Consider the following 17,412-nt stretch of genomic DNA (forward strand, 5'->3'; position numbering starts at 1 on the left):
CTGCTTGACAATAAATAGGCGTAAACGTATGTTTCAAACACCTGTTTGACCGCCATAACAAATCCACGCGGTTGTTCATCCCCGGTTTCATCAGCAGAGGTTTATCGCTATGCCTGACTACAAGGCCCCCTTGCGTGATATTCGCTTCGTTCGTGACGAACTGCTCGGTTACGAAGCGCACTATCAGAGCCTGCCGGCTTGCCAGGACGCCACTCCAGATATGGTTGACGCCATTCTTGAAGAAGGCGCCAAGTTTTGTGAGCAGGTGCTGGCACCTCTGAACCGCGTGGGTGACATCGAAGGCTGCACCTGGAGCGAAACCGGGGTTAAAACCCCTACAGGCTTCAAAGAAGCCTACAAACAATTCGTTGAAGGCGGCTGGCCGAGCCTGGCTCACGACGTAGAGCACGGTGGTCAAGGCCTGCCGGAATCGCTGGGCCTGGCCGTGAGCGAAATGGTCGGTGCAGCCAACTGGTCGTGGGGCATGTACCCTGGCCTGTCCCATGGTGCGATGAACACCATCTCCGAGCACGGCACCCCCGAGCAGCAAGAGACCTACCTGACCAAGCTGGTGACCGGCGAATGGACCGGCACCATGTGCCTGACCGAATCGCACTGCGGTACTGACCTGGGCCTGCTGCGCACCAAGGCTGAACCTCAGGCTGACGGTTCCTACAAGATTTCCGGCACCAAGATCTTTATCTCGGCCGGTGAACACGATATGGCCGATAACATCGTGCACATCGTGCTGGCTCGCCTGCCGGATGCACCGGCTGGCACCAAAGGCATTTCGCTGTTTATCGTGCCCAAGTTCAACGCCAACGCCGATGGCAGCATCGGTGAGCGCAACGCCGTGTCCTGTGGCTCGCTTGAGCACAAAATGGGCATTCACGGTAACGCCACCTGCGTGATGAACTTCGACGGCGCCACCGGCTACCTGATCGGCCCGCCGAACAAAGGCCTGAACTGCATGTTCACCTTTATGAACACCGCACGTCTGGGCACCGCGCTGCAAGGCCTGTCCCACGCTGAAATCGCCTTCCAGGGCGGCCTGAAATACGCTCGTGACCGCCTGCAGATGCGTTCGTTGACCGGCCCGAAGGCGCCTGAAAAGGCGGCTGACCCGATCATCGTTCACCCGGACGTACGTCGCATGCTGTTGACCACCAAGGCATTCGCCGAAGGCAACCGTGCGATGGTGTACTTCACCGCCAAGCAAGTCGACATCGTCAAATACGGCGTTGATGAAGAAGAGAAGAAGAAAGCTGACGCACTGCTGGCCTTCATGACACCGATCGCCAAAGCCTTTATGACTGAAGTCGGTTTTGAGTCCGCCAACCACGGCGTGCAAATCTACGGCGGCCACGGCTTTATCGCCGAGTGGGGCATGGAGCAGAACGTTCGCGACAGCCGCATTTCGATGCTGTACGAAGGCACCACCGGCATCCAGGCACTCGACCTGCTGGGCCGTAAAGTGCTGATGACCCAGGGCGAGGCGCTCAAGGGCTTCACCAAGATCGTGCACAAGTTCTGCCAGAGCAACGAAGGCAACGACGTACTCAACGAGTTCGTCACGCCACTGGCTGCGCTGAACAAGGAATGGGGCGAGCTGACCATGAAGGTCGGTATGGCCGCGATGAAAGACCGTGAAGAAGTGGGTGCGGCCTCGGTCGACTACCTGATGTACTCCGGTTATGCCTGCCTGGCTTACTTCTGGGCTGACATGGCGCGCCTGGCAGCTGAAAAGCTGGCGGCCGGCACGTCCGAAGAAGCGTTCTACAAAGCCAAGCTGCAAACGGCCCGCTTCTACTTCCAGCGCATCCTGCCGCGCACCCGCGCGCACGTTGCCACCATGCTGTCGGGCGCTGCCAACCTGATGGACATGAAAGAAGAAGACTTCGACCTGGGCTACTAAGCCTCGGCGGGTCATCTTGCAAAGCCGCTTCTCCTTTTGGGGAGGCGGCTTTTTTAGTTTTGGTGCGCCTTAACTTTCTGTGGGAGCGAGCCTGCTCGCGAAAGCCCTCGCGAGCAGGCTCGCTCCCACATCAGATATGCTATCGACCAAAACATGTACATTAGTCACAGCATGACCCTATGTATCGCTATCGTCGTTAAGCTAGACTGGGTCCTACATTAATAATCGCCGTTTACAGATTACGAGGTTTGCCATGGCTGACTACAAAGCGCCCCTGCGCGATATGCGCTTCGTCCTCAATGAAGTCTTTGAGGTCGCCAAGCTCTGGGCGCAATTGCCTGCGTTGGCAGAGACCGTAGATGCTGAAACGGTTGAAGCCATTCTCGAAGAAGCGGGTAAGGTCACCGCGAAAAGCATCGCGCCGCTGAGCCGCAGTGGTGATGAGGAAGGCTGCCACTGGGACAATGGTGCAGTGACCACCCCGGCCGGTTTTGTCGATGCCTATCGCACCTACGCCGAAGGCGGTTGGGTGGGTGTGGGCGGCGACCCGCAGTTCGGCGGCATGGGCATGCCCAAGGCTGTGTCGGCCCAGGTCGAAGAGATGATCAACTCCTCCAGCTTGTCGTTCGGCCTGTACCCGATGTTGACCGCCGGCGCCTGTGTGTCGATCAACGCGCACGCCAGCGAAGCATTGAAAACGACCTATTTGCCGAATATGTACTCGGGTGTGTGGGCGGGTTCCATGTGTTTGACCGAGCCCCATGCGGGTACTGATCTGGGGATTATTCGGACAAAAGCCGAGCCTCAGGTTGATGGTTCCTACAAAGTCAGCGGCACCAAGATTTTCATCACCGGTGGTGAGCACGACCTGACCGAAAACATTATCCATCTGGTACTGGCCAAATTGCCGGACGCGCCTGCGGGGCCTAAAGGCATCTCGCTGTTTCTGGTGCCCAAGTTCATGGTCAATGCTGATGGCAGCCTGGGTGAGCGCAACCCGGTGACCTGCGGCTCTATCGAGCACAAGATGGGTATTCAGGCTTCGGCCACCTGTGTGATGAACTTCGATGAAGCTGTCGGCTACCTGGTGGGAGAGCCCAACCGTGGCTTGGCCGCCATGTTCACCATGATGAACTATGAGCGTCTGGGCGTTGGCATCCAAGGCCTGGCTTCGGGTGAGCGTTCGTATCAGAACGCCGTGGAATATGCCCGCGATCGCTTGCAGGGGCGCGCTGCAACAGGCGCAGTGGCCAAGGATAAAGTGGCGGACCCGATCATCGTTCACGCCGACGTCCGACGCATGCTGCTGACCATGAAGGCCTCGAACGAAGGCGGTCGGGCCTTTTCTACTTATGTTGCCAACCAGCTGGATATCGCCAAGTTCAGTGAAGACCCGGCAGCCCGTGAGCGCGCCGATGGCCTGGTGGCCTTGCTGACCCCGGTGGCCAAGGCCTTCCTGACCGATCTGGGCCTGGAAACCACCGTGCATGGCCAACAGGTGTTCGGCGGCCACGGTTACATTCGCGAATGGGGCCAGGAGCAACTGGTGCGTGATGTGCGCATCACGCAAATTTACGAAGGCACCAACGGTATCCAGGCGCTGGATCTGGTGGGGCGCAAGATCGTTGGCAACCACGGGGCTTACTACCGCCAGTTTGCTGATGAAATCCGACAGTTCATCGCCACCGCCAACAGCGACCTGAACGAGTTTACCCAGCCACTGGCGGCGGCTTTGGACACACTTGACCAGTTGACAGCCTGGGTACTGGACCGTTCGCAAAGCAACCCGAACGAGATCGGCGCAGCCTCCGTTGAGTACCTGCAGGTTTTTGGTTACACAACGTATGCGTACATGTGGGCGTTGATGGCCAGGGCCGCGTTGGGTAAAGAGGCCGATGAAGCCTTCTATGCCAGCAAGCTGGGCACGGCACGCTTCTATTTCGCCCGTTTGCTGCCGCGTATCCACTCGCTGAGCGCGTCGGTCAAGGCGGGTAGCGAGTCGCTTTACCTGCTGGACGAAGCACACTTTTAACCTGTTTAGTGTTTTGTAAGCATTTGCTTACATTACATGCTGACAATCTCCCATATCGGCAGATTGGATCCAGGGGTAATCTACTTTCCATGGACGTAGAGCAGGAAGCTCAAAGCAACAACACGGACACGTAGGATTCTGCCAGGATGGCGGAGTGAAAAGGATGTCAGGGAAACAGTCTGCAAAACCCCGCCTCGGCGGGGTTTTCTTTTTTGTGCGTCAGAATTTTCTCGATTTCCCAGTTCCTGTGGGAGCGGGCTTGCTCGCGACCGCATCACCACGGTCTTCCTGGAGCACCGAGTCGCCTGAATCGCGAGCAAGCCCGCTCCCACAAGGTGGTCAGCTACAGCGCCCCTTCATCGCCCTGCATCACATCTTCAAGCAACGTGCGCAACAGTCCCAAAGTGGCTTGCTGGCGTTGCACATCGCGACACACCAGCCCCACTTGCAGCGGTACCCGTGGCTCGCTCAGCGGCTTCCACAGCAGCGCCTTGTCGTCGTGTTGATGACGCGAGCGCCCTGGCAAGACAGTGGCCAGCTTGCTATGGGGCAGGCTGTCGAGGATCCCCGCCATGGTGTTGAGCTCGGCCTGCACCTGCGGGCGACGGCCCAGATTGGCAAGCTGGGCTTGCCAGATCTGGCGCACCTGAAACTCCTCCCCCAGCAGCAACATTGGCAGCTCTGCCGCCTGGCTCAAGGACACTTTCTTGAATTCGCGCAATGGATGATCCGCCGGGATCACCAGTTGCAGTTCGTCTTCGTAAAGCATCATGGCGTGCAGCCCAGGCTGGCGTGGCGGCAGGTAACTGATGCCAATGTCGAGTGAACCATTCAGCAGGCGCCGTTCGATCTCTATGCCCGTGAGCTCGTAGATCTGTACCACCAAATGGGGTTGGGCCTGACGTACACGCTCCAGCATCTGCGGCACCAGGCTGGTATGCACAGTTTGCAATACACCGATGGCAATGGTGCGCAGGGCCTGGCCCTGAAAGTTGTGCAGAGCCTCTTTGGCCCGCTGCAATCCGTCGAGCAAGGGCAGCGCGTGGTTGTACAGCGTGTGTGCTGCCAAAGTAGGCAGCAGGCGCTTGCTGCTGCGCTCGAACAGGCTCACATCAAGGTTGTGTTCGAGCTGACGGATCTGCTGGGAGAGGGCTGGCTGCGAGATGCAAAGCCGCTCGGCGGCACGGCCCACATGGCCTTCTTCATAGACCGCGACGAAATAACGCAGTTGCTTGAAATCCATAAGTAATACTTATCGAAAATGCTTAAAAAACGAAATGGCTCAACGGCCTGCCGGCGCCTAGTCTACGCCCATTCCACAAGGCTCATCGAGCCAGAGATGCTGATAGGCAACGGCGTTTTACATAGGCAGGACAATAAACCCGAGCAGAGGTTTACCTTTCCCATGAAGCGTCGGCGGTTGCAAATCGAATCTGTTTATGGTCACAAGGTCCGCGTGCATGAACCTGTTTAACCTGCGTCGCCATTCCCCCAGCCTCGAAGAAATGGCCGCCCACTCTGCGCCATCCAAAGCTGGCAACCACCCGTCCCGAGACTGCCTGATGCCCTGCGTTGAGCGTGAAGCCCAAGTGTTTGTGCGCGGCCAGGGCTCATGGATGTGGGACAGCGACAGCCGTGCATATCTGGATTTTACCCAGGGCAGTGCGGCCAACAGCCTGGGCCACAGCCCGGCGGTGCTGGTCAAGGCAATGACCGAGCAGGCGCAATCATTGCTAAACCCGGGTGCAGGTTTTCTAAACCGCGGGATGTTGAACCTGGCGCAGCGCTTGTGTGAAAGCACCGGTAGTGATCAGGTGCATTTGCTCAACACCGGCGCTGAGGCCAATGAAGGTGCGATCAAGCTGGCACGCAAATGGGGCCAGCTGCATCGCGGTGGCGCCCATCGGATCATCACGGCCAGCCGCAGCTGCCACGGTCGCAGCTTTGGCGCGATGTCGGCTTCGGGCAGCGCATCTGTGGATAACCGCTTCGAGCCACAGTTGCCGGGTTTTATCAATGTGCCGTTCAACGATTTGCCGGCGCTGCATGCGGCAGTCGATGCGCAGACCGTGGCCATCATGCTGGAGCCGGTACAAAGCGAAGCCGGGGTGATTCCTGCGACTGAGCACTACCTCAAGGGTGTTGAGCGCTTGTGTCGCGAGCTGGGCATTTTGCTGATCCTGGATGAAGTGCAGACCGGCGTGGGGCGTTGCGGCACCTTGCTGGCAGAACAGAATTACGCCATTCGCGCCGACATCATTACGTTAGGCAAGGGCCTGGGCGGCGGTGTACCAGTGGCCGCATTGCTGGCTCGGGGCAAGGCCTGTTGCCTGGAGCCCGGCGAGCTGGGCGGTACCCATCATGGCAATGCCTTGATGAGCGCAGCGGGGTTGGCGGTGCTGGATACCGTGCTGGACAAGGGCTTTCTGCAGCAGGTTCGCGACGCGGGGCAACACCTGCGCGAGGGTTTGGGCCGGTTGGCGAATAGTTATGCACAGGGCGAATTGCGCGGCCAGGGTCTGCTTTGGGGTCTGACCTTGTCGGATAACTCGGCAGACGCTGTGGTCAAGGCGGCGTTGTATGAGGGCTTGCTGATCAGCGCCCCGCAGCCCGACTGCCTGCGTTTTACCCCGGCCCTGTGTGTGAGCAAGGGCAATATCGATGAAATGCTGCTGCGTCTGGCCCGGGCGTTTTCCCGGGTTCGAACGGCGCAATTGCAGTGCCGTCGCGGGGTTGCCGTCTGATTGCAGCCGTTACACAGAATTTAAAGAACCGTCTCGCGGTATAACGCATCGCCCCGTGCCTGATTTCTTCGGTACGGGGCGTTTTTTTTTGTCTGTGGATAAGTTCAGTCTGAACCTTTGGCTTGCGCCTGGAGTAGATTAGAAGCAGGGCCATTTCTGGCCCGCCACTATCAGGGAGCTGCGCATATGGATCTTATTAAAATCATCTTTGCCATTCTGCTTCCACCGCTGGGTGTGTTTATGCAGGTGGGTTTTGCCGGTGCGTTCTGGCTGAATATTCTGCTGACCCTGTGCGGCTATATCCCGGGCATCGTGCATGCGGTGTGGATTATCGCCAAGCGGTAAACAGGCAGCGACTACAGTTATGTATCGGCCTGCATCACCTGGCTATAAAACAACCATTCCTGTTCCAGTGCATGGGCCTGGTTACTGGCCTTGCGAAAGCCGTGGCGCTCGTCCGGGTAGTAATGGGCCTGGGCCGGGATGCCGTTGTATTGCAGGGCCTGGAGCATGTCGCGGGTTTGTTGCGGCACCACTACAGCGTCCAGCTCACCCTGGAAGAAAATAACCGGCACGCTGATCTGGTTGGCGTACAGCAACGGAGTGCGCGCTGCATAGCGTTCAGCGTCGCGCTCCGGATCGCCAATCAGCCAGTCCAGGTAGTCACCTTCAAACTTGTGGGTGGACCGCGTCAGCGCAATCGGGTCGCTGACCCCGTACAGGCTGGCACCCGCCCGGAACACTTTATGGAATGCCAGCGCGCACAAGGTGGTGTAACCCCCCGCGCTGCCGCCACGAATAAACGCACGGCGGGGAGCAATCAGATCTTGTTCGGTGAGATAACTGACCACCGCGCAGGCATCTTCGACATCCACCACGCCCCAATTCAAATGCAAGGCTTGACGATACTCACGGCCATAGCCGGTGCTGCCGCGATAGTTGAGGTCAGCCACGGCAAAGCCGCGCTGGGTCCAGTATTGAATGCGCGGGTCTAGCATCGGGTAACAGGCCGAAGTCGGACCGCCGTGGATAAATACCAGCAGGGGCGGTTTTTTTTCGCCGTTCATAGCCGGGTAGAAAAAACCGTGGGCATGGCCCGTTCCAGAGGGATAACGCAGAGTTCTCGGGCGGCTGATACGTTCGGGGGGCAGCGGTGCAATGCCACCTGCCAGTACCTCCACCTTATGCTCGGCACGGCAGATACGGATCACGGCTGAAGGGCGTATCGGCGATGCTGCGATGCAGTAGATAAATGCCTCATCCAATGCCAGGCTGCGAAAATGGCTGTAGTCACCGGTGAAGTCTTCGAGGTTGCCGTCAGCTGTGCGGATGCCCAGTCGCCCGAAGCCGTCCTCGGTCCAACTGGCCAGATAGGCCTGCTCTCCCAGTGGCACAAAGGTGCTGGTGCCCAGTTGCCAAGGGGCCGGGGCGTGATCGGCGCGCGCGCTGGGCGCGGGTACCAGGCCTTCGCCAGATTCGGCCCAGGGCTGCCAGAAACCTGCGCGGTCGGTCAGGCAATGGAGCCGGTTATGTTCGTCGAAACGCGGCTGTTGCAGCGATTCCTCATCAAGATCACCGGCCAGGCATTGCGCGGTGTTCCAGCGCCCGGCGGTTTGGCCTTCGGCCAGCATCAAACGGGTAGAGGTCCACGGCTGGTGTGGACGGCTCCATTCAACCCAGGCCAGGCGCTGGCCGTCAGGGCTCAGCGCCGGTGCGCCGTAGAAGTCGGCACCTTCAGCCAGGATCTGACGTTCAAGGGTGTCCAGGTCGATGCTGACCAGTCGGTGTTGGTCGCCGGTTTCTTCGACTGCCAGCACCTGCCCGCCGGCAAACTGCACGCCGCCGTAGCGGCATTCGCCCTGGGTCAGTGCCTGCGGGGCGCTACCTTCCAGAGGTTGCAGATACAGCTGCTGATCGGTTTCGTTGACGAACACCACGGCGTTATCGCTCAGGCAAAACCCGCCACCGCCGTACTCATAGACCCGGCTGCGTGCGCTGAAACCAGCGGGCGTCAGGCAGTGGGCCTGGCCATCGCGCCAGTGCCAGATGCGCGAGGCCGCATCCTGTGGACGATATTCGTTCCAGAACAGGCCTTGAGGGCCGACTCGCAATTCTGCGAAATCAACCCCGGCGGCCACGGCGAGTGCGGCGCTGAAGGGCTCAGCTTTTGGCGATAAGACGTGAGTTTCGTTCATTTCGGAAGGCCAATTGTTCGATGGTCTGGGTGGCGTGCTCGGCTTCTTCGCGCGCCTTGAGAATCAGGTTGTGTTGGGGCGATTTGCTGCACACCGGGTCCGCATTGCTGGCGTCCCCGGTGAGCATAAAGGCCTGGCAACGGCAGCCGCCGAAGTCCTTTTCTTTCTCGTCGCACGAGCGGCAGGGCTCGGGCATCCAGTCATAACCACGAAAACGGTTGAAGCCAAACGAGTCGTACCAGATGTGCTGCATGCTGTGGTCACGCACATTGGGGAACTCGACCGGCATTTGTCGGGCACCATGACACGGCAGGGCCGTGCCGTCAGGTGTAACGGTCAAAAAGATGCTGCCCCAGCCGTTCATGCAGGCTTTTGGGCGTTCTTCGTAATAGTCCGGCGTCACGAAGATCAGCTTGCAGGGGTGACCCTCTGCTTCCAGTTTGGCCCGGTATTCGTTGGTGATGCGCTCAGCCCGTACCAGTTGCTCCTTGGTCGGTAGCAGGCCGACACGGTTGAGCTGGGCCCAGCCGTAGAACTGACAGGTGGCCAGCTCAACAAAGTCGGCTTCAAGGGCGATGCACAGCTCGATGATGCGGTCGATTTTGTCGATGTTGTGCCGATGGGTGACGAAGTTCAGCACCATCGGGTAGCCGTGGGCCTTGACGGCCCTGGCCATTTCGAGCTTTTGCGCGAAGGCTTTTTTCGAGCCGGCCAGCAGGTTGTTGACCTGCTCGTCGCTGGCCTGGAAGCTGATCTGGATATGGTCCAGCCCGGCTTTTTTGAAGTCGCTGATCTTTTGCTCGGTCAGGCCGATGCCCGAGGTGATCAAGTTGGTATAGAAACCCAGCTTGCGCGCTTCGCCAATCAACTCTGCCAGATCCTGGCGCACCAGTGGCTCGCCACCGGAGAACCCCAGTTGCGCTGCACCCATCTCCCGCGCCTCGCGAAACACCTTGATCCACTGTTCGGTGCTCAGTTCTTTGCCCTGCTGGGCGAAGTCCAGAGGGTTGGAGCAATACGGACATTGTAACGGGCAGCGGTAGGTCAATTCAGCCAGCAGCCACAGCGGCAGGCCGACTTCAGGCTTGGGCGGGATACGGCTGTCAGGCAAGTTCGATCCAGTGCTCTGCACGAGCGACCTCCATAAATTGCTCGATATCTGCGCCGAGCTCGGGTACGCCGGGGAACTGTTTTTCCAGTTCGCCAATAATGGCCGCGACGTCGCGCTGGCCGTCGATCAGGCCGCCGATCAGGGCCGCGCTGTCATTGAGCTTGATCATGCCTTCGGGGTACAGCAACACATGGCCTTTTTGCGCGGGCTCGTACTGGTAACGATAGCCGGTGCGCCAGGTCGGGATTTTGCTGCGATCAAAGCTCATAGGGTGATTCCTTTGTGCCAGACACGTTGGCTGGTCACGCTGTGATAGGGCGGGCGGTCCAGCTCGTAGGCCATGGTCATGGCATCGAGCATGCTCCACAGGATATCGAGTTTGAACTGCAGGATTTCCAGCATGCGCTGCTGGCCTTCATAAGTAGTGTAGTGCTGCAGGGTGATTGCCAGCCCGTGCTCCACGTCGCGTCGGGCCTGGCCCAACCGGGTGCGGAAGTATTCGTAGCCGGCGGGGTCGATCCACGGGTAATGCTGGGGCCAGCTGTCCAGGCGCGACTGATGGATTTGCGGCGCAAACATTTCGGTCAGCGAGCTGCTGGCGGCTTCTTCCCATGTAGCGCGGCGGGCGAAGTTGACGTAGGCATCCACGGCAAAACGAACGCCGGGCAGGACCAGCTCTTGAGAGCGCAGTTGATCCGGGTCCAGGCCAACCGCTTGACCGAGGCGCAGCCAGGCTTCGATGCCGCCGTCTTCACCGGGCGCGCCGTCGTGGTCGATCATGCGTTGAATCCACTCGCGGCGCACTTCACGGTCAGGGCAGTTGGCCAGGATCGCGGCATCCTTAAGCGGGATATTGACCTGGTAGTAGTAACGGTTGGCGACCCAGCCCTGGATCTGCTCGCGAGTCGCGCGGCCTTCGTACATTGCCACCTGATAGGGGTGGTAGACGTGGTAATACGCGCCTTTGGCCCGCAGGGCGGCCTCGAATTCGGCGGTAGAGAGTGGGGCTTGGGTCATCTGGTGCCTCCAAAAAAATGTGATGCCTTTGTAGCAGCTGCCGAAGGCTGCGTTCGGCAGCTGCTACAGATTCAGCTTTTACAATTCGATACTCATGCCATCAAAGGCCACTTCAACCCCCCGGCGAACCAGTTCGGCACGCTCGGCGGAGTCTTCGTCGAGAATCGGGTTGGTGTTGTTGATGTGGATAAGCACTTTGCGCTGCTCGGGCAGTTGCTCAAGCACTTCGAGCATGCCACCGGGGCCGTTTTGCGCCAGATGGCCCATTTCCCGGCCGGTACGGGTGCCTACGCCGCGGCGCTGCATTTCGTCGTCGTCCCACATGGTGCCATCTACCAGCAGGCAGTCGCTGCCCGCCATGATTTCCAGCAAGGGTGCGTCAACCTTGCCCAGGCCGGGGGCGTAGAACAGTTTGCCGCCGGTGCGCAGGTCTTCGACGATCAGGCCGATGTTGTCGCCCGGGTGCGGGTCGAAGCGATGCGGCGAATACGGCGGCGCGGCACTGCGCAGGGGCAGCGGGCTGAAACGCAGGTTGGGGCAGGCCGGGATGGTGAACGAACCTTCCAGCTCGATGCGGTTCCAGTTCAGGCCACCATTCCAGTGCTTAAGCATGGTGAACAGCGGGAAACCGGTGCTCAGGTCTTCGTGGACCATGTCAGTGCACCAGACTTCGTGGGGGCAGCCTTCGCGCAGGCTCAGCAGGCCGGTGGTGTGGTCGATCTGGCTGTCCATCAGAATGATGGCGCTGATCCCGGTATCACGCAGGGCACGGCCCGGTTGCATCGGGGCGAAGTCCTGGAGTTGCGCGCGAATGTCGGGCGAGGTGTTGCACAGCACCCAGTTCACGCCGTCGTCGGAGATCGCAATCGACGATTGGGTACGTGCCTTGGCGTTTAACGAACCATCACGAAAACCCGCGCAGTTGACGCAGTTGCAGTTCCACTGCGGGAAACCACCGCCAGCGGCGGAACCTAGAATCTGGACAAACATGGCGTGTTCTCTTGCAAATCTGGAAATAAAAACGCCCCGGCGAACCGAGGCGTTGGGTTGCTCTGCTCAGTGAAGAAGCAGATCAACGGCTAGCGAAGTACATGGTGACTTCAAAGCCAATACGCAGGTCGGTGTAAGCAGGTTTAGTCCAAGCCATAACATGACTCCTTCAGCGGGTGGGTGAGTAGTGTCTCTTGATTAGTCCAGCTCCCGAAGGAGATGTTCAAAAGCTTAGGTGGCTATGTTACTAAATTTGACGCTTTTTGAACGCCCAATGTCGAAGAAAGCCCTTTGCAGGGTTGGTAATTATCAGCTTCTTCCGGGATAAAACGTTTCAGTTACAGGACCGGTAGCCACACATAACCAGCGGCTGTCAGGTTGTGTGGTTTGCTGTGCAGCCTTGAGTGTAGTGTCTTGATCCAGCGCCATAAGCGCAGTGTAGAGGGCTGTCAGGTAATCCGACGGGTGGCCTGCAAGCTTGCTTTGCCATAGCAATTCGCTGGTCTGGGACACGCCCAGGGCCTCGCTTGAGAATTGCTGTGCCAGGGCGGCGCGGGCCTGGGTGAAAGATGTTTCATCCAGTGCCGAGACCAGATTTGGCAAATCTACGAGGAAGTTACGGATGTGCTCAAAGATTTGTGCCGTGCTCGCGTGGGGCGATTGCACACCAAACAGCAGGCCGGTTTGGCCATTGATTTGGCGCAAGCCACTGAACACCGCGTATCCCAATTGCAGTTCAACCCGCAGGCGTTGATAGAAAGGGGTTTGCGCCACTTGGGCAAGCAGACGCCAGGCAGCTTCGCCCGCCACTGTGGCCTCGGCGGCCGGGCAAAACAGCAGCAGTGCGTGTTCGCTGGAATCACAGGGTACTGTGTGCCAATGGCGCTCGACAGGATGCCCGGACTGAAGCGTCAGTTGCGCATCCGGGGTACCAGGCACCTTGTTCAGCACGGGGCCAATCAAGGCCTGTGTGGCAGATGGCAGGCCGACTGTCAGCCCGTCCCAGCGTGTTTCTGACCAATTGTGGGCCCCGTCACTTTCGCCAGCGGGCGGGCACAGTTCGGGCAGGCGCTTGAGCAGTTGGCGAATGGGCATCAACGTCGCCTCAGGGGGCGTGCCGGCTGATTGCCCGGTGCACGGGCTGGCGAGCGTACGCAGGGCGCTTTCCAGAATGGCGGGCATCGGCTCGTGGTAACCGTACATCTTCAGCAGCCAGTCATTGCCCAAAGCGTTGAGCGAAAGTTCGACACCAGCGTCACGAGCATCCTGGATCAACGGGCGCAGGCTGTTCTGCAGCGCAGGCATCGGGTTGTCGGCAGGTGTAGCGGGCAAACGCCAGCGCAGGTAAATCGCTGCTTCGCCGCTGAGGTTGGGTATTGCCGTGCTGAAACTCATGGCAGACACGTCGCGGCGACTGCGCAAACGATCCTGGGCAAAGGTGCGCAAACCACGGTGAGCGCTGGTTTGCCCGCGAATCAGGCCGGCACTCACCGGCTCCTTCGCTGCTTGCAGAAATGGATTGGGCGCTGGCAGTTGCCAGGCATGGTGCGATAACTGCATTGCCCCTGGCTGCAGCTGCCCCAGCACGACCTTGAGGGTTGTTACGCCTTGATCCGATAAGCCGGGCACATGTTGCTTGCAGTCACTTCGAGCAAGCTCCAGTGCGCCACTGATGTCTTGCTGGCGTTGTTGCAGCAGACAGAACTCTTCACGTAACGCAGGCCAGTCCTGTTGTGCGCGGAAGAACCCCAGCCAGTCATGGAAGGTGTCGCTGATTAGCGTGGCATGTTGGGCAATGGCGTTGGTTGCAGTGAACTCAATCTGTAGCAGTGCCTGGTCTTTGAAGCAGTAGAGCGACGTGGCCTTAAGGGTGTCGATCAGTTGCTGCTGGCGTAACTGTGCGAACAGACCGCCGGCTTTGTCGGCATTGATCCAGTTGCACAGGAACTCCAGCGCCTTGTCAGACTCCGGCGGCAGCTGTTCCAGGGCAAACATCAGGCTCAGGCGCGAGCCGTCAATGTGTTGATAATGTCGCTGCTGACCGGTCATCAAGGCGGGTGCATCGGCCTGTTGCACGGCTTTGCCGGGGCGCAACACAGCGCTGCAGCGCTCGGCCAGGGTGCTCAGTTCACGGATTGCCGACGGGCCGCTCAGGCTCAAGGTCATTTGTCCGGCCTGATAAAAGGTCTGGTAGAAACCTTTCAGGGCTTGCTGAAAACCCGCGCGAGGTACTGGCAGGCTATAACGGTTACCGGCATGGAATGCGCGCAGTGGATGGGCCGGGTTCAATGGCTGGAACAGTTTGATCTCACGCTGTGCCGAAGGCTCACGGGCCCAGGCAATAAACTCGGCATGTAGCACTTCACGTTCGCGCAGTTGGTCAGGCAGAGTCATGCGCGGATGGGCGAGCATGTCGCACAAGCGTTCAAGACCCCCTTCGAAAGCACCCATGGGCAGTTCGAAAAAAAAGTCGGTATGTCGCTCGCAGGTTCTGGCATTGACCTGACCGCCGTGGCGCTGTACCCAGGCCATCAGGTTGTCTGCCGCCGGGAAGCGTGCGGTGCCCAGAAACAGCAAGTGTTCAAGGAAGTGCGCCAGGCCCGGCCAGGCCGCAGGCACATCATGGCTGCCTGCGGCGACCCTTAAAACGGCCGCGCAGCGCTTGAGGCGCGGCTCGTGGCGCACGCAGAGGGTCAGGCCGTTTTCAAGGGTCAGACGTTGGGTGTGAGGGTGGTTCAGCGCAGGCATGGGCACTTCCGGAACAGAGAAGCGCTCATGCTAGCGGATTTAGCCCTTGCTCAGCTCGCCATATAGCTCGGGCCGACGGTCTGCGAGGTAAAAGTTGCCGGTTTTTGCATCAGTCAGCTGTTGGCGTTGCAACGTTGCCACCAGCAGGGTCTCATCCTGTTCGGCCAGGGCAATCTGCTTGCCGTTGGGTGCGGCGATGCTGCTTTGGCCGCAGTAATGGATCTCGCCTTCATGGCCACAGTAGTTGGCGTAGGCTACATAGCAGTGGTTTTCGAAAGCGCGGCAACGCACGGTGACATCGGCGATGAACTCGAAGGGCACCATATTCGCGGTGGGTACCACAATCACTTCAGCTCCGGCCAGGGCCAGCCTGCGGGTGTTTTCCGGAAACTCGAGGTCGTAGCAGATCAGCAGGCCGAGCTTCCAGCCGTTGAGTTCAATGACCGGGAATGAGTCGGGGCCCTGGCTGAACATCGAGTGATCGAGTTCGCCGAACAGGTGAGTCTTGCGGTAGTTGCACAGACTTTTGCCGTGTGCGTCGATCAACTGTGCACTGTTGTAGATATGTCCGTCTGCACCGCGCTCGGGGTAGCCGTACACAATGGCCATGCCCGTGGCTTTGGCCAGTTTGGCAATTTGCTGTGCGGCGTCGCCGTCGTGGGCTTGTGCGAGTTCGGCTACGGCTTGCGCGCCGATGTTGTAGCCGGTGAGGAACATTTCGGGCAACACCAGCAGGTCAATGTTATCGGCTTGCTGGGCTGTTTCACGCAAACGCTGCAGATTGCCCGCAACATCCAAGGGCAGAGGCGGGCATTGGTAAAGGGCAATGCGCATGGGGTTCTCCTGGTGTTGACTGTTGGTGTGGGAGCGGGCTTGCTCGCGATGGCATCCACCCGATATGCCTGATGCACCGCGTTGCCTGAATCGCGAGCAAGCCCGCTCCCACTGGAATCAATTCACCCTGCGGAGTCAATCCGGCAGCGCAATCGGGCCAATTTCGTGGAACACATCTCCCGGCCCCGGGTTGGCCGCATGGGTGCTGCCGCCAAAGTGATGCATGATGCCCCAGACCGCGTTCAATGAAGTCTGCACCGCACCCTCAACCCAGGCCGGGGTCCACGACACGTCATCGCCGGCAATAAAGATCCCGCGTTGTTCTGCGGGCATGTCCTTTTGCATGAAGTGCGCATACATCCGCTGGTTGTAGCGGTAATGCCCCGGCAGTGCACCCTTGAAGGCGCCCAGGAAATGCGGGTCTGCCTCCCATGAAATGGTGATCGGGTCGCCGATGATGCGGCTGGCGATATCCACCTTCGGATAAATCTTTTTCAGCGAGTCGAGGGCCAGCTTCACGCGCTTTTCCACTGGGTGCGGGAGCATTTTCAGCGCATCGCTCATCCACGAGTACGACAGGCATATCACCCCCGGCTTGTCGTCGCCGTTGTCGAACAGGTAGGTGCCACGGGTCAGGCGGTCGGTGAGGGTCATGCTCATCAGGTCGCGGCCGGTTTCCGGGTCTTTGTCCTTCCAGAACGGGCGGTCGACCATGACAAAGGTTTTCGATGATTGCATGTAGCGCGTACGGTCAAGGGCCATCCACAGCTTCTGTGAGAACAGCGACTCTTCGCATTCGATCTGGGTGGTCAGTAGCCAGCTTTGACATGTGACCAGCACGGCTTCGTAGGGGCGTGTGACTCCGAGAATGTCAGTGACGGAAAACATCCCATCTTGTGTGCGAGAGATCGCCTTGACCCCGGTGCGAGGTGCGCCGTTGTGCAGCGAACTCAGGCTGGTGCCTGTAGGCCAATGGGCACAGCATTCGGGGGCGTGGCGCCAGATTCCCAGTGGCACTTGTTCGACACCGCCAACGACCAGATGCTGATGGTCGTCGCAGTTGGTCATCACCACCCGGAAGATTTCCAGCATCGAGTTGGGGAAGTCCGAATCCCATCCGCCAGTACCGAAACCCACCTGGCCAAACACTTCGCGGTGCTGGAATGACAGTTTGGCAAAGGCCTTGGAGGTCGCGACGAAGTCGTAGAACGTGCGGTCGTCCCACAGAGGAACCAGCGTGTTCCACAGTTCTTTGAGGCGAGGGACGTCGCGGTCACGGATGGCTTGCTGAATATCGCCAAAGCGCGAACCTTCCTCCAGCGCATCGGCCCAGGCGTCGGCCACTTCCTGAAACAGGGCAGGCAGATCCGCCAGTTTTTGTGCGTAGAAGGTTTGCCCTTCGAGGTCGATAACCGTACTGCCGGAAGCTGGGGTCAGCGGGTTGGGGAAGGGTTTGGTCTCCAGCCCCAGCTTGTCGACATAGTGGTAAAACGCTGTTGACGACACTGGAAAGCGCATGCCGCCGAGCTCGGCAATCACCCCTTCACTGCCCTCAAAGGCTTGCGAGCGCAGGCGCCCACCCATTTTCGAGGCTTCATATACCACGGGTTTGAGGCCCAGCTTCATCAACTCGTAGGCCGCCACCATCCCGGCCATGCCAGCACCGACAATCGCTACCTCAGCGCCAAGTTTATGTGTGGGGATACTGCCCAGGCCAGCGGGGTGTTCGATCCAGTCATCGAAGGCAAACGGGAAGTCCGGGCCGAAGATGGTGACGGGTTTTTTACCGTCGACAGGGTGACGATTATTCTTGTTCATGGCTGACC

The 17,412-nt window shown here is 59.3% G+C and carries 14 protein-coding genes; 4 read left to right on the forward strand and 10 right to left on the reverse strand.

The annotated features are described in order from the left end of the window. Positions 1-109 precede the first annotated feature (109 nt). Both V6L81_RS05215 and V6L81_RS05220 read left to right on the forward strand, forming a co-directional pair. Positions 110-1,915 carry a phenylacyl-CoA dehydrogenase gene (locus tag V6L81_RS05215; protein ID WP_094999913.1) on the forward strand — a complete coding sequence of 602 codons (1,806 nt, stop codon included), beginning with the start codon at positions 110-112 and terminating at the stop codon, positions 1,913-1,915. 253 nt (positions 1,916-2,168) lie between these two features. Beyond that, the gene (locus V6L81_RS05220; RefSeq protein ID WP_338660521.1) at positions 2,169-3,947 is read left to right on the forward strand and encodes an acyl-CoA dehydrogenase C-terminal domain-containing protein; all 1,779 of its coding nucleotides are present in this window, start codon (positions 2,169-2,171) and stop codon (positions 3,945-3,947) included. Between the two features lie 343 nt (positions 3,948-4,290). Here the strand turns inward: V6L81_RS05220 and V6L81_RS05225 are convergent, their stop codons facing one another. Continuing rightward, positions 4,291-5,190 carry a LysR family transcriptional regulator gene (locus V6L81_RS05225; protein ID WP_094999915.1) on the reverse strand — a complete coding sequence of 300 codons (900 nt, stop codon included), beginning with the start codon at positions 5,188-5,190 and terminating at the stop codon, positions 4,291-4,293. Positions 5,191-5,407: 217 nt separating this feature from the next. Between V6L81_RS05225 and V6L81_RS05230 the strand changes: the two genes are divergently transcribed. Together V6L81_RS05230 and V6L81_RS05235 are read left to right on the forward strand one after the other, a co-directional pair. Beyond that, a complete protein-coding gene (locus tag V6L81_RS05230; RefSeq protein WP_095023266.1) occupies positions 5,408-6,691 on the forward strand; it encodes an aspartate aminotransferase family protein in 1,284 nt (427 codons plus the stop codon). A 186-nt stretch (positions 6,692-6,877) separates the two neighbouring features. Then, positions 6,878-7,036 carry a YqaE/Pmp3 family membrane protein gene (locus V6L81_RS05235; RefSeq protein ID WP_004419451.1) on the forward strand — a complete coding sequence of 53 codons (159 nt, stop codon included), beginning with the start codon at positions 6,878-6,880 and terminating at the stop codon, positions 7,034-7,036. A gap of 17 nt (positions 7,037-7,053) precedes the next feature. Here the strand turns inward: V6L81_RS05235 and V6L81_RS05240 are convergent, their stop codons facing one another. The 9 genes from V6L81_RS05240 to V6L81_RS05280 form a co-directional block, all read right to left on the reverse strand. After that, on the reverse strand, positions 7,054-8,886 hold the full coding sequence (locus V6L81_RS05240; protein ID WP_095019490.1) for a S9 family peptidase: 1,833 nt from the start codon (positions 8,884-8,886) through the stop codon (positions 7,054-7,056). Continuing rightward, positions 8,852-9,997 (reverse strand): pyrroloquinoline quinone biosynthesis protein PqqE, encoded by a 1,146-nt coding sequence (gene pqqE / locus V6L81_RS05245; RefSeq protein ID WP_153327691.1) that lies wholly within the window; start codon positions 9,995-9,997, stop codon positions 8,852-8,854. Before pqqE ends, V6L81_RS05240 begins: the two co-directional genes overlap by 35 nt. Then, entirely contained in the window at positions 9,990-10,265 is a 276-nt protein-coding gene (pqqD, locus tag V6L81_RS05250; protein ID WP_338660522.1) for a pyrroloquinoline quinone biosynthesis peptide chaperone PqqD, read from the reverse strand. The genes pqqE and pqqD overlap by 8 nt, the downstream gene beginning before the upstream one ends. Next, the gene (gene pqqC, locus V6L81_RS05255; RefSeq protein WP_338660523.1) at positions 10,262-11,014 is read right to left on the reverse strand and encodes a pyrroloquinoline-quinone synthase PqqC; all 753 of its coding nucleotides are present in this window, start codon (positions 11,012-11,014) and stop codon (positions 10,262-10,264) included. Before pqqC ends, pqqD begins: the two co-directional genes overlap by 4 nt. A gap of 78 nt (positions 11,015-11,092) precedes the next feature. Continuing rightward, positions 11,093-12,004 (reverse strand): pyrroloquinoline quinone biosynthesis protein PqqB, encoded by a 912-nt coding sequence (gene pqqB / locus V6L81_RS05260; RefSeq protein ID WP_048361138.1) that lies wholly within the window; start codon positions 12,002-12,004, stop codon positions 11,093-11,095. Between the two features lie 82 nt (positions 12,005-12,086). Then, positions 12,087-12,161, reverse strand: coding sequence for a pyrroloquinoline quinone precursor peptide PqqA (gene pqqA, locus V6L81_RS05265; RefSeq protein WP_003444522.1), 75 nt, complete (start codon positions 12,159-12,161; stop codon positions 12,087-12,089). 152 nt (positions 12,162-12,313) lie between these two features. Next, positions 12,314-14,752 (reverse strand): pyrroloquinoline quinone biosynthesis protein PqqF, encoded by a 2,439-nt coding sequence (gene pqqF / locus V6L81_RS05270; RefSeq protein ID WP_338660524.1) that lies wholly within the window; start codon positions 14,750-14,752, stop codon positions 12,314-12,316. Between the two features lie 39 nt (positions 14,753-14,791). Next, positions 14,792-15,586: a carbon-nitrogen hydrolase family protein gene (locus tag V6L81_RS05275; protein WP_095025312.1), complete on the reverse strand. Its 795-nt coding sequence runs from the start codon at positions 15,584-15,586 to the stop codon at positions 14,792-14,794. Between the two features lie 135 nt (positions 15,587-15,721). Then, entirely contained in the window at positions 15,722-17,404 is a 1,683-nt protein-coding gene (locus V6L81_RS05280; RefSeq protein ID WP_322213756.1) for an FAD-dependent oxidoreductase, read from the reverse strand. Positions 17,405-17,412 lie beyond the last annotated feature (8 nt).

This window comes from Pseudomonas bubulae (assembly GCF_037023725.1).
Classification (GTDB): Bacteria; Pseudomonadota; Gammaproteobacteria; order Pseudomonadales; family Pseudomonadaceae; genus Aquipseudomonas; species Aquipseudomonas bubulae.

What these genes read in the sequence shown, in the direction of transcription:
- V6L81_RS05215 (WP_094999913.1), top strand. Translation starts at nt 110, where the DNA reads ATGCCTGACTACAAGGCCCCCTTGCGTGATATTCGCTTCGTTCGTGAC.
- V6L81_RS05220 (WP_338660521.1), top strand. Translation starts at nt 2,169, where the DNA reads ATGGCTGACTACAAAGCGCCCCTGCGCGATATGCGCTTCGTCCTCAAT.
- V6L81_RS05225 (WP_094999915.1), bottom strand. Translation starts at nt 5,190, where the DNA reads ATGGATTTCAAGCAACTGCGTTATTTCGTCGCGGTCTATGAAGAAGGC.
- V6L81_RS05230 (WP_095023266.1), top strand. Translation starts at nt 5,408, where the DNA reads ATGAACCTGTTTAACCTGCGTCGCCATTCCCCCAGCCTCGAAGAAATG.
- V6L81_RS05235 (WP_004419451.1), top strand. Translation starts at nt 6,878, where the DNA reads ATGGATCTTATTAAAATCATCTTTGCCATTCTGCTTCCACCGCTGGGT.
- V6L81_RS05240 (WP_095019490.1), bottom strand. Translation starts at nt 8,886, where the DNA reads ATGAACGAAACTCACGTCTTATCGCCAAAAGCTGAGCCCTTCAGCGCC.
- pqqD (WP_338660522.1), bottom strand. Translation starts at nt 10,265, where the DNA reads ATGAGCTTTGATCGCAGCAAAATCCCGACCTGGCGCACCGGCTATCGT.
- pqqC (WP_338660523.1), bottom strand. Translation starts at nt 11,014, where the DNA reads ATGACCCAAGCCCCACTCTCTACCGCCGAATTCGAGGCCGCCCTGCGG.
- pqqB (WP_048361138.1), bottom strand. Translation starts at nt 12,004, where the DNA reads ATGTTTGTCCAGATTCTAGGTTCCGCCGCTGGCGGTGGTTTCCCGCAG.
- pqqF (WP_338660524.1), bottom strand. Translation starts at nt 14,752, where the DNA reads ATGCCTGCGCTGAACCACCCTCACACCCAACGTCTGACCCTTGAAAAC.
- V6L81_RS05275 (WP_095025312.1), bottom strand. Translation starts at nt 15,586, where the DNA reads ATGCGCATTGCCCTTTACCAATGCCCGCCTCTGCCCTTGGATGTTGCG.
- V6L81_RS05280 (WP_322213756.1), bottom strand. Translation starts at nt 17,404, where the DNA reads ATGAACAAGAATAATCGTCACCCTGTCGACGGTAAAAAACCCGTCACC.